The 11,723-nt window shown below is 74.2% G+C and carries 7 protein-coding genes and 1 pseudogene; 4 read left to right on the top strand and 4 right to left on the bottom strand.

Annotated features, from left to right (window positions below; all coding sequences use genetic code 11):
* Positions 1-80: 80 nt before the first annotated feature.
* Positions 81-509: pseudogene (locus ABT122_RS09040) on the bottom strand (Crp/Fnr family transcriptional regulator); the annotation flags it as partial.
* Positions 510-755: 246 nt separating this feature from the next.
* Between ABT122_RS09040 and ABT122_RS09035 the strand changes: the two are divergent.
* Positions 756-2,477 carry a GAF domain-containing sensor histidine kinase gene (locus ABT122_RS09035; RefSeq protein WP_351547642.1) on the top strand — a complete coding sequence of 574 codons (1,722 nt, stop codon included), beginning with the start codon at positions 756-758 and terminating at the stop codon, positions 2,475-2,477.
* Positions 2,478-3,250: 773 nt separating this feature from the next.
* On the top strand, positions 3,251-3,859 hold the full coding sequence (locus tag ABT122_RS09030) for a class E sortase (protein WP_351547639.1): 609 nt from the start codon (positions 3,251-3,253) through the stop codon (positions 3,857-3,859).
* Positions 3,860-3,902: 43 nt separating this feature from the next.
* Here ABT122_RS09030 and ABT122_RS09025 read toward each other — a convergent pair whose 3' ends face one another.
* The 3 genes from ABT122_RS09025 to ABT122_RS09015 all read right to left on the bottom strand — a co-directional run bounded on the left by ABT122_RS09025 (position 3,903) and on the right by ABT122_RS09015 (position 7,711).
* On the bottom strand, positions 3,903-5,957 hold the full coding sequence (locus tag ABT122_RS09025; RefSeq protein ID WP_351547636.1) for a phosphocholine-specific phospholipase C: 2,055 nt from the start codon (positions 5,955-5,957) through the stop codon (positions 3,903-3,905).
* A gap of 201 nt (positions 5,958-6,158) precedes the next feature.
* Positions 6,159-6,554 carry a VOC family protein gene (locus ABT122_RS09020; RefSeq protein WP_351547633.1) on the bottom strand — a complete coding sequence of 132 codons (396 nt, stop codon included), beginning with the start codon at positions 6,552-6,554 and terminating at the stop codon, positions 6,159-6,161.
* 95 nt (positions 6,555-6,649) lie between these two features.
* Complete coding sequence (locus ABT122_RS09015; RefSeq protein ID WP_351547630.1) at positions 6,650-7,711, bottom strand: PHP domain-containing protein; 1,062 nt, start codon at positions 7,709-7,711, stop codon at positions 6,650-6,652.
* An 847-nt stretch (positions 7,712-8,558) separates the two neighbouring features.
* Here ABT122_RS09015 and ABT122_RS09010 point away from each other — a divergent pair.
* Complete coding sequence (locus ABT122_RS09010) at positions 8,559-9,794, top strand: FUSC family protein (protein ID WP_351547627.1); 1,236 nt, start codon at positions 8,559-8,561, stop codon at positions 9,792-9,794.
* A 181-nt stretch (positions 9,795-9,975) separates the two neighbouring features.
* Positions 9,976-11,508: an MFS transporter gene (locus tag ABT122_RS09005; RefSeq protein ID WP_351547624.1), complete on the top strand. Its 1,533-nt coding sequence runs from the start codon at positions 9,976-9,978 to the stop codon at positions 11,506-11,508.
* Positions 11,509-11,723 lie beyond the last annotated feature (215 nt).

The following is an 11,723-nucleotide window of genomic DNA, read 5'->3' as shown; positions in this document are numbered from 1 at the left end:
GATCGGCCTATCGCGCCGGGTGGATGACGGGCATCCCCGCCATGTTCCCGGACCGGAAGGTGCGCGCTCGCGCTCCCGGGGACGCCGCTCCCGTGCGGGCCGTACAGATCCAGCAGCCGGGTGCGCGCCGCCCGCAGCCGGTGGGCCAGCACCGCGCCCACCCATCGGCCCACCTCGTAGCCGAACCAGGGGTCGGCGTCGCAGAGCCGCCGGGCCCGGGCCGCGTCGAACTCCAGCGCCCGTACCGGTGTCATGGCCTCCGCGCCCATCTGCCAGGACGACGGCGGGAACATCCACGACCAGCCGACCAGCTCGCCGTGGGTGAGCGACTCGATCACCGCGGGACGCCGGCCGGGCACGGCGATGTCCAGGGTGACCAGACCGGTCCGTACGATCCAGAACCGGTCCGGCCGGTCGCCCTCGTCGAAGATTCTGGCCCCCTGGCCGAAGGAGACCTCCCGGCCGATCTCCATCAACCGTCCGCGGTGCTCCGTCGACAGAGCGCTCATCGTGGTCCTCAAGGTGCTCACCGTCCTGACTCCCGCCCACCCGCTGCCACGGGGAGGCCGGGCTTCCCGGGCCCTTCGGCGTCCGGCTGACACCGTCGAGCATCCGCCGGGGGACGCCCGTACCGCTGGGGCCGGGCGGGGACACCCACCGGGCCGAACGGCCCTGCCGGGGAGCGCGCCCGGCGCGGGCGATACGGTGGCGGGGGCCCTGGTGGGCCGGATCGGACGGAGGGTCTCGGAGGGCCAATGAGTGGGGACGAAGGCGGCGCGGGCAGGCTTCCGCGCCTCCGGCTCGACGAGCTGCTCGACGAACTCCAGTCCCGGATCGACGAGGTGCGGGGCAGCCGCGACCGGCTCAACGGTCTGCTGGAGGCCGTGATGTCGGTGGGCCGTGAGCTGGATCTTCCCCAGGTGCTGCGCGGCATCGTGGAGGCCGCGGTGGTGCTCGTGGACGCCGAGTACGGCGCGCTCGGCGTCATCGGGGACGAGCGGAGGCTCGACCAGTTCCTGACGGTCGGCGTCCCCGAGGAGACCAGCGCCCGCATCGGCGACCCGCCGTCGGGGCACGGGCTGCTCGGGGAGCTGATCCGGCACCCCGAGGCGCTCCGGCTCCCGGAGCTGTCCGACCACCCCTCCTCATCGGGGTTCCCCGCGCACCACCCGCCGATGCACTCCTTCCTCGGGGTGCCCGTGCGGGTGCGGGACGAGGTGTTCGGCAATCTGTATCTGACGGAGAAGCGCGGCGGCGGCGAGTTCGACGCCGAGGACGAGGCGGTCCTCGCCACCCTGGCGGTCGCGGCCGGCATCGCGATCGAGAACGCCCGGCTCTTCGAGACGGTACGGCTCCGGGAGCGGTGGCTGACCGCCAGCGCCGACTTCACCAGCGCGCTGCTCTCCGGGGCCACCGAGATCCAGGTCCTGGAGATGATGACGGACCGGGCCAGGCACCTCACCACCTCCGATGTGGGCGTCGTCTATCTCGCCGGGCGGGGCGGGGAGCTGCGCGAGGCGCTGGTGCTGGGGGAGGGAGCCGCCGAGCCGGCCGGGGCGCAGCCGTCCGCCGGGGGCACCCTGGCCGCCGCCGCGCTCGCCGAGGGCGCCCTGACCACCTCCCCGGACCTCGCCGGCGATCCGCGGGTGAGCGCGGGGGCGGGCCGCTGGGAGGGGTTCGGGCCCGCGGTCGCCGTTCCCGTGGGGAAGGCGGGCCGGGTCAGGGGCGTGCTGATGCTCGCCCGCGCGTCGGGGCGACCGCCGTTCACCGACGCGGAGACCGCGCCCCTGTCGGGTTTCGCGGGGCAGGCCGCGCTCGCCCTCGAACTGGAGGACCGGCGCCGCGACTCCGAGCAGATGGCCCTGCTCGCCGACCGCGACCGGATCGCCCGCGATCTGCACGATCTGGCGATCCAGCGGCTCTTCGCGACCGGGATGACGCTCCAGAGCGCCCGCAGATTCGTCGACCACCCGGAGGCCACCGAGCGGCTGGTGCGGGCGATCGACGACCTGGACGACACCATCAAGATCATTCGGTCGACGATCTTCGGCCTCCGCGAGCGCGAGACGGCGGGCGCCTCGCCCGGTCTGCGGGTCCGTACCGTCCGGGCCCTGGAGGAGGCGGCCCGCACCCTCGGGTTCGCCCCCGGCCTGCGGATGGAGGGTCTGATCGACACGGATGTGCCGCGCCCGGTCGCGGACGAGGTGGTGGCGGTGCTCGCGGAGGCCCTGAGCAATGTGGCCCGCCACGCCGCCGCCACCCGGACCGAGGTGTCGCTCCGGGTCCGCGCGGGGGAGCTGACCGTGACGGTCACGGACGACGGCGTGGGGATCGGTACGGCTCCGGAGGGCCGCCGCAGCGGTCTGCGGAACCTCGCGGAGCGCGCGGCCAGGCTCGGCGGCACGAGCACGGCCCGCCCGGGCGAGGAGTCCGGCACCCACCTGGAATGGCGAGTCCCCCTCCCTCCCGACGCCTGACCCCGCCTCGCCCGCAGCCGGCGGGTGGGCTGCGTTCCCGCTCCCCGGCGGGGGTCGCGTCCGGCGTTCGGGGACGGACCGTGTTCTCCGTCCTGTCCGGTGTTCGGGGGCGGACACTGGGGGTGGGGTGCCCGCAGCCGGCGGGTGGGCTGCGTTTCCGCTCCCCGGCGGGGTTGCTGTCCCCAGCCTGTCCGGCGTTTGAGGACGGACCGTGTTCCCCGGGTGCCCGGAGCTGATGGGTGTGGTTGCGCTCTCGGCCCCTGCGGGCTCCCCTTCCTGAGCCCGTCCTGTTGCTTCGGGGGCGGAAGCCGCGCGGCCGGGGTGCCCGCAGCCGGCGGGTGGGCTGCGTTTCCGCTCCCTGGCGGGCTCCCCTTCCTGAGCCCGTCCTGTTGCTTCGGGGGCGGAAGCCGCGCGGCCGGGGTGCCCGCAGTCGGCGGGTGGGCTGCGTTCCCGCTCCCCGGCGGGCTCCCCTTTCTCAGCCCGTCCGGCGTTTGAGGACGGACCCCGTCGGCGGGGTGCCCGCGGGCGGCGGGATCGGTACGCCGGGTCTCCCGGGCCGCGCGCTACTCAGAACTCCTTCGCGTTGCCGGATGCCATGGCCTTCGGCATGGTGGACAAAGGACGGGAACACGTCCTCGGCCCCTGGGCCGGGCGGCCGTCCCCCCGCGGCCGGGGCCCAGCCCACCGGCCCCACCGGGTGCGCCGGAGCGCATGCTCCAGGCCCCGCCGCGCCCCCCAGACCCGTACATCCGCCCCAGCGTCCGGATGCGCCCATGGCCGTACCCCGCACTCTCCGCACCCTCGCCCTCGCGCTCGCCTCAGCCCTGCTGACCCTCTCCACCGCGACGGCCACCGCCGCCGAACCCGTCGCTCCACCGGCCCCCGCGACCGCGACCCTCTCCATCCCCGCCATCGGCGTGCGAGACCTCCGCGTCATCCCCTACGAGGGCACGACGGACGACACCGAGGGCACCCGCATCCAGAACCGGGGGGACGCCGCCAGCCCCCACGGCGAGCACGGCGGCGTCGGCCCGGGCGAGAAGGGCAACTACCTGGTCACCGCCCACCGGCTCTCCGCGGGCGGCCCGCTGCGCGACCTCCCGTCCCTGGGCGAGGGCGACACGGTCACCGTCACGGCGGCCGGCCGTACCCACACCTACGAGATCACCGGGACGCGCCGCACCTCCTTCCGCTCCGAGCGCTCCCTCGCCGAACAGCGCGCCCCGGTCCCGGGCCACCCCGGCGAGCGCCCCACCGAGGCCATGATCACGCTCTCGACGTGCGCGACCCCGGAGGACAACGCCGCAGGCAACTTCTGGCGCGACGCCCACGGCAACCCGGAGCACCGCATCGACAAGATCGGTGTGCTCAGGGAGGAGTAGCCGGGGGAGACACCCGCCCCGGCGCGCACCGGGGCCCGGCGGATCAGCGCGTACGGATCGCCGGGTCGCTCACCCCCGGAGCCCCGTTCTCCACGTGCCCGGCGAACCGCCGCAGGAAGCCGCTGTCCGTGGAGGCGGTCACCTCCAGGTCGTACCAGCGCTCGCGGCCCCGCAGCTCCACGGTGTGCCGCATCCGCCCGCCCGGACGGACCGTGAACGTCCGCTTCCTGCCGCCGTAGGCGTTGGCGAGCGTCAGCCGGCAGACCGAGGTGCCGTGGTTGACCATGGTCAGCTCGACCCCCTCGCGGGCGATATGACGGGCCGTCACCTCCGGCCCCGCCGTGGCGGCCTGCCCCCGGAAGGCGCGGAGGAAGCCGTTCGGACCGTACACCGTCAGATCGTGCGCGCCCTGGGAGCGGGAGGCGCTCCAGGTGCCGGAGACGGTGTTCCCGGCGGCGGCGGTGTAGGTCCACGGCCCGTCCGTCCGGTTCGCCGCTGTCACCAGGAAGCACGCGCCCGCCCGTGCGCCCCCGCCGAAGGTCAGGGTGATCCGCCCGGCCTCCGGCGACCGCTCCGCGTCCACCAGGGGCGCGTAGGGAAGGGGCCGGGTGGGCCGGGAGCCCCTCTCCTGCGCTGGCATCGACGGGTCGGCGGGCGGCACCGGCACATAGCTGGGGTGGCGCTCCCTGTCCGGCGGTTCCCAGGCGTCGGTGTCCGGCAGCTCCGCGGGCCGGTCCTGTCGCAGCGCGAAGTCGAACGCCGAGGTCAGATCGCCGCAGACGGCGCGCCGCCAGGGCGAGATACCCGGCTCGGCCACCCCGAAGCGCCGCTCCATGAACCGGACGAGCGAGGTGTGGTCGAAGGTCTCGGAGCAGACGTACCCGCCGGTGCTCCAGGGCGACACCACCAGCATCGGCACCCGCTGGCCGAGCCCGTAGGGCCCGGCGCGGTACTTCCTGTCCCCGGGGAAGTGGTCGAGCGAGCTGTCCACCCCGGAGAGCCCCTGCGCGGCCGACGCCGGCGGGAAGGGCGGGGGCACGTGGTCGAAGTAGCCGTCGTTCTCGTCGTAGGTGATGAACAGCGCGGTCCTCGCCCATACGCCGGGGTTGGAGGTGAGGGCGTCCAGCACCCGGGAGATGTACCAGGCGCCGTAGTTCGTCGGCCAGTTCGGGTGCTCGGAGAACGCCTCGGGGGCGGTGATCCAGGAGATCCGCGGCAGCCGGCCGGCGGCGACATCGGCCCTCAGCACATCGAAGTACCCGTCCCCGCGCCCCACGTCCGTACCGGTGCGGGCCCTGTCGAAGAGCGGGTTCCCCGGCCGGGCGTCGCGGTACCGGTTGAAGTACAGCAGCGAGTTGTCGCCGTAGTTGCCCCGGTAGGCGTCCTGGAGCCACCCCCACCGCCCGGCCGCGTCCAGGCCGTCGCCGATGTCCTGGTAGACCTTCCAGGAGATCCCGGCCCGCTCCAGCCGCTCGGGGTACGTGGTCCAGTCGTACCCCAGCTGCTCATTGCCGAGCACCGGCCCGCCGCCCCTGCCGTCGTTGCCGGTGTGGCCCGTCCACATGTAGTAGCGGTTGGGGTCGGTCGCGCCGATGAAGGAGCAGTGGTACGCGTCGCAGACGGTGAACGCGTCGGCGAGCGCGTAGTGGAACGGGATGTCCTCCCGCTCCAGATACGCCATCGTCCCGGCGGACTTGGCCGGAATCCAGGTGTCGTACCGGCCGTCGTTCCAGGCCCGGTGGCCGTCTTCCCAGTAGTGGGGCAGGCCCGCGATGAACCGCATGCCGAGGTCCTCGGCGTCCGGGTGGTAGGGGAGCACCTCCTTCGTCCCGTCCGGCTGGTGCCACACCGGCTTACCGGAGTTCAGCACGTAGGGGCGCGGATCGCCGAAGCCGCGTACTCCCCTGAGCGCACCGAAGTAGTGGTCGAAGGAGCGGTTCTCCTGCATCAGGACGACGATGTGCTCCACGTCCCTGATGGAGCCGTGACGCCGGCTCGCCGGGATCGCGGCGGCGCGATTGACGCTTCCGGTGAGGGCGGCGTGGCCGGCGGTGGCCCCGGCGATCCGCAGAAAGCGGCGGCGGTCGAGTTCAGACATGGAGCGGGAACCCCTTGGAGGTGGGAGAGCGAGCGTGAGTCGTGACGCCGGGGGAGTGTCCAAGAGGAGTGGAGCGGGCGGAAGGGGCCGCGGGGGGCCGGCTCCGGGAATGTGCGCGGTCCGTGCGGCGAAGAGTGACGGCCCGGTCCTCCCGGTCCTCCCGGCCCTCCCGGCGTGACGGCCTCCGGGGGTGCCGGCCCGTCAGTCCTCCCGGCGCGGCGGGTGGACGGCCAGGGAGAAGGAGTGCCCGGCCGGGTCGGAGTAGACCCGGACATCGCGCGGGCCGCTGTTGTCCTTGGTGTCCACCGGCCGCGCGCCCAGGCCGACGGCCTCGCGCTCGGCCTCGTCCATGTCGCCCCGGCCCACCAGGATGCGCAGATGCGCCTGCTGCGAGTCCTCCGGCCGGGGCCAGCTCGGGGGCGCGTAACCGCGGTCTCTGCGGATCGCGAGATGGACGCCTCTGTGGCCGATGATCTCCACCAGGTCCGGGTCGTCCCCGATATGGATCTCCGCGTCGAGGAGGGCGGCGTAGAACTCCGCCAGCTCGACCGGTTCGGCACTGTCCAGTACCAGCACACTTGTCTTGGTGACCGTCATACCGGCCCGCCTACCCCCTCGGGCCGGATGCAGACGGGCCCGAATCGGCCATCACCGCCCGCCTCCCGCCCCCGCCTCCCGCCCCCGCCTCCCGTTCACGGCCCCGGCCCCGCTCCCGTCTCCGTCCACCGCAGAAGCTCCGCCGCGCTCCAGGTGTTGATCACCCGGTCGGGCCGCACCCCGGCCCGCTCCGCCCGGTCGCAGCCGAGGATCTGCCAGTCGAGCTGCCCCGGGGCGTGCGCGTCCGTGTCGATGGCGAGGAACACATCCGCCTCCACGGCGAGCCGCAGCAGCCGCATCGGCGGATCGAGCCGCTCCGGTCTGCTGTTGATCTCCACCGCCGTGCCCCGGTCCGCGCAGGCCGCGAAGACCTCCGCCGCGTCGAAGCGCGACTCGGGCCGGGTGCCGCTGCTCCCCGGCCGCCCCCGGCCCATGTGCTCACGGCCGATCAGCAGCCGCCCGGTGCAGTGGCCCAGCACATCCACCCGGGGGTCGCTCACCGCCCGCACCAGCCGCCGGGTCATGCCCGCCGACTCCATCCGCAGCTCGGAGTGGACCGAGGCGACCACCAGATCGAGGCGCTCCAGCAGCTCCGGCTCCTGGTCCAGCGAGCCGTCCGGCAGGATGTCGCACTCGATGCCCGTGAGCAGCCGGAACGGCGCCCAGCGCGCGTTCAGGTCGGCCACCACCTCCAGTTGCTCGCGCAGCCGCTCGGCGGAGAGCCCGTTCGCCACGGTCAGCCGGGGCGAGTGATCGGTGAGCACCGCCCACTCGTGGCCCAGCGCCCGCGCCGTCCGGCCCATCGCCTCGATCGGACTGCCCCCGTCCGACCAGTCCGAGTGCAGATGGCAGTCACCGCGCAGCAGCGCCCGCAGCGCGTCGCCGCCCTCCGTCCGCGGCGCCGACGCCTCCTCCTCCAGCCCCTGGAGATAGACCGGCACCTCTCCGGCCAGCGCCTCCCGCACCACGGCCGCCGTCCTGGGGCCGACGCCCCTGACCGCCTCCAGTGTGCCCGCGGCGGCCCGCTCGGCGATCTCCCCGGGGCCCAGCTCCGCCAGGGCCGCCGACGCGGTGCGGAACGCCCGGACCCGGTAGGTCCGCGCCCGGGAGCGCTCCAGCAGGAACGCCACCCGGTCCAGCGCGTCCAGGGGGTCCATGGCTGCTCCTCGTGGCATCTCCCCGGCCCTCTCCGCGCCGGGGTGCGGCACCCCGGGGCGCGCTCCCGGGGCCTGACTCCCACTCTCGCCCGCCGCGCGCGGCGCGGCACCCCGGAGCGCCCCCGACGGGACCGTCCGCACGGTGCTCCCGCAGGCCGCACGGTGAACCCCGCACGCCCCCGGCCCGCGCCGGACACCTCCGTACCCGCCCCCGCGCGACCGGTACCCGCCCGGCGCGCCGTCCGGACCCGGCGGCGGCGGAGTGCGCCGGGGGCTCACCGGGACGGGCGCGGACCGACCCCCTCCGCGGGCGCCCACCCCGCCCGGCCGGCGACGGCGCCGGCCCCGCGGCGGTTCGTGCCGGACCCCGCGCGGGCCCCTGGGCGCACACGCCCGGCAGGCCCGGCTCCCGGTCGGCCCGCCGTGCCCGCCGCGCCCTCCGTGCGAGGACCTCCGCTCCGTACCCCGGCGGGGCCGTGCCCGCGCGCCGGGCGCGCACGCCCGGTTCCGCGCGACGCGGGCCCCGTGACCTCCGCGCGACCCTGGCGAGCGGGAGCCGGGCACCGAACCATGACGGCGACGGGCACGGAGCACGGCCGACCACGGACGAGGAGCCCCGCCCATGACCCACCGCGCCACGCCGCTCCGGCACCGGGGCTCCCGACGGGGGGCGGATCGCGGCCGGGGGCCTTACCCTGATCCTGCTGGAGGACCGCAGAGGGGTCCCGAGCGAGGAATCCGGGCCGGGGCCGGGCGAGCGCCCTGTCTGCCCGGGGCCGTCAGGACCACTCCGCCCGAGGTCCCGACCCAACGGCGCACGGGCCCTCGACACACACGGGTGGCGGCATTGCCCACGACGCGAGAGCCGGCCCGGGAGCGGGCAGCCGAATTCATCCGGCGGCACCGGCGCGAGCCCGCCGTCGTCCAGACGCTGCGCTCGACCGCCGCCGCGACCATCGCCTACGCCGCCGCCCTCTGGCTCAGCGGCGAACCCGCCCCGCTCACCGCCCCCCTGACGGCTCTGCTCGTGGTCCAGGTGACGCTCTACTCGACGCTCACCACCGGCATCCGGCGGGTGAACTCGGTGGTCGCCGGGGTGCTCATCGCCAGCGCCTTCAGCGTGCTGGTCGGACTGAGCTGGTGGAGCCTGGGGCTGATCATCCTGGCCTCGCTGATCGTCGGATACATCGTCCGGGTGGGCGAGTTCGTCCCCGAGGTCGCCATCAGCGCGATGCTCGTCCTCGGTGTCACCCGGGTGGCGGACACGGCCTGGGACCGGGTGCTGGAGACCCTGATCGGCGCGGTGGTGGGGCTGCTCTTCAATGTGCTGCTGCCGCCCGTGTGGGTGGGCAGCGCGGGGGAGTCCCTGACGGATCTCTCGCGCCGGATGCGCCGGCTGCTGCTCGTCATGGGCGAGGAACTCACCGCCCCCACCAGCGTCGAGACCGCCGCCGCCCGGCTCCACGAGGCGCGCCGGCTCGACAACGACATCGCCGAGGTGGACGCCTCCCTGCGGCAGGCCGAGGACAGTCTCAGGCTCAACCCGAGGGTGAGGGAGGGGCTGCTGAACCGGGTCGTGCTCCGCACCGGGCTGGACACCCTGGAGATCTGCGCGGTCGTGCTGCGGGTCATGGCCCGGACCATGACCGACCTGGCGAAGGCGCGCGGGAGGGACGATCTCTTCACCCGTGAGACGGGGCGCGCGATCGAGGAGCTGCTCGCCCATGTGGCCGACGCGCTCGTGAGCTTCGCCGTCCTGGTCACCAGTCAGGTCAGCGCGAGCGCCGAGGCGGCCGAACAGCGGCTCTCCGCCGAGCTGGCCGCGGCGGCGAACAGCCGCGAGCAGGTGGCCCGGCTGCTGCTGGAGGGGGTCGCCGGCCATCCCCGCCACTGGCAGCTGCACGGCGCCCTCCTCGCCGAGACCGATCGCATCCTGGACGAGCTGGACCCCGAGCACCGCTCCCGGCGGCTGATGGAGGAGCTGGACCGCAGCGCCCGCGAGCAGCGGGAGAAGTACCCCCGAGTGGCCGCGGCGCGCCAGTGGGTCCAGCGCAGAAGACGCCGCCGCGCCCCGGCCCGCTGACCCGCCGGCCCGGCCCGCTCACCCCGCCCCTCCGATCCTCACCCCGGCGCGCTGCATTGATGCCGTGTTTGTCATCTCCCATCCGGTTTGATCCTGGGAGATCCCTGAACTTCCCGCCAGCGGTTCCGCGCGGGTGGCCCCTGGCCCCCGGGGCGGCCGCGCGTCCGTCAGGAGGCACCCTGTGAGCCCATCCGTCCCCGCCGAACCGGGGATCGTCACCACCAGAATCCCCGCCCGGCTCGACCGGCTGCCCTGGTCGCGGTGGCACTGGATGATTGTCATCGGGCTGGGGACCGTATGGATTCTCGACGGCCTGGAGGTGACCGTCGTCGGCAGTATCGCGAGCCGTCTCTCGGAGGACGGCAGCGGACTGCCCATCACCGACGCCCAGGTCACCGGCACGGCGGCGGCGCTCTATGTGGCCGGCGCCTGCCTCGGCGCCCTCTTCTTCGGCCGGCTCACGGACCGCTACGGCCGCAAGAAGCTCTTCCTGATCACCCTGGCGGTCTATCTGGCGGCCACCGCGCTGACCGCGGTCTCCTTCTCCGTCTGGTGGTTCTTCCTCTTCCGTTTCCTCACCGGCTTCGGCATCGGAGGGGAGTACGCGGCCATCAACTCGGCCATCGACGAATTGATCCCCAGCAAGTACCGGGGGCGCGTCGATCTGATCATCAACGGCAGCTACTGGCTCGGCGCGATGGGCGGAGCCCTGCTCTCGGTGGTCGCTCTCAACACCTCGGTCTTCCCCAAGGACCTCGGCTGGCGGCTCACCTTCGCCATCGGCGTCGTCCTCGGCCTGGTCATCCTGCTGGTGCGCCGCCACGTGCCGGAGAGCCCGCGCTGGATGCTGATCCACGGCAGGGACCGGGAAGCGGAGCGGCTGGTCGACACGGTGGAGGAGGGGATCGAACGGGAACGGGGCCGTCCGCTGCCCGCCGCCACGACCGCGATGACCATCCGGCAGCGGCACAGCGTCGGCTTCGCCGAGATCGGCCGGACCGTCTTCCGTGTCTATCCCCGGCGGGCGGTACTCGGCTTCGCGCTCTTCATCGGCGGCGCCTTTCTCTACAACGCCATCACCTTCGGCTTCGGCTCCATCCTGGTGCGGTTCTTCGACGTGCCCAGCGGTGCGACCGGCTACTACTTCGCCGTCATCGCCTTCGGGAACTTCCTCGGGCCCCTCCTGCTCGGCCGCCTCTTCGACACCTGGGGCCGGCGGCCGATGATCGCCGGCACCTATCTCCTCTCCGGAGCGCTGCTCTTCGTCACCTCCTGGTTCTTCGGCGCGGGCTGGCTCACCGCCACCACCATGACGGCCTGCTGGGCGGTGGTGCTCTTCTTCGCGTCGGCCGGGGTCAGCTCCGCCTATCTCACCGTCAGCGAGATCTTCCCGATGGAGACCCGGGCCATGTCGATCGCGTTCTTCTACGCCATCGGCACGGCGGCCGGAGGGATCTCCGGGCCACTGGTCTTCGCCGGTCTCACCGAGAGCGGCAAGGTCTCCGACGCCGTGCTCGCCTTCTGCGTCGGCGCCGCGCTGATGGTCGTCGCCGGACTGGTCGCGGTCTTCTTCGCGGTGGCGGCGGAGGGCAGATCCCTGGAGTCCATCGCCACCCCGCTCTCGGTGGTGCCGCCGGCTCCCGGCGGCACTCCGGACGCCCCGGGAGCCACCCGCGAACCGGGTGATCCCGACGAGATCACCCCCGCGCGGTGAACCGCGCGGGGGGCGCGGACGTGTCCTGTGCGCGGGGCTCGCGAGGCGGTGATTTACGACGGGGCTCGCGCCGGGGCGTTTTAGGGAGGTCAGGGCGGGCACTGTCGGGACATCCGGTGCGCAGGCCGGAGCAGTACGGGCCCACTGGCGACGCCGGGCGGACCCTGCCAGTCTCGACGGAGCGCCCCCTGCGCGGGGGAGCCGGAAGCGGTCAG

The sequence above is a fragment of the Streptomyces sp. NPDC001985 genome (assembly GCF_040296845.1).
Taxonomy (GTDB): Bacteria; Actinomycetota; Actinomycetes; order Streptomycetales; family Streptomycetaceae; genus Streptomyces.
This window is presented reverse-complemented; position numbering and strand designations above follow the sequence as displayed.

What these genes read in the sequence shown, in the direction of transcription:
- ABT122_RS09035 (WP_351547642.1), top strand. Translation starts at nt 756, where the DNA reads ATGAGTGGGGACGAAGGCGGCGCGGGCAGGCTTCCGCGCCTCCGGCTC.
- ABT122_RS09030 (WP_351547639.1), top strand. Translation starts at nt 3,251, where the DNA reads ATGGCCGTACCCCGCACTCTCCGCACCCTCGCCCTCGCGCTCGCCTCA.
- ABT122_RS09025 (WP_351547636.1), bottom strand. Translation starts at nt 5,957, where the DNA reads ATGTCTGAACTCGACCGCCGCCGCTTTCTGCGGATCGCCGGGGCCACC.
- ABT122_RS09020 (WP_351547633.1), bottom strand. Translation starts at nt 6,554, where the DNA reads ATGACGGTCACCAAGACAAGTGTGCTGGTACTGGACAGTGCCGAACCG.
- ABT122_RS09015 (WP_351547630.1), bottom strand. Translation starts at nt 7,711, where the DNA reads ATGGACCCCCTGGACGCGCTGGACCGGGTGGCGTTCCTGCTGGAGCGC.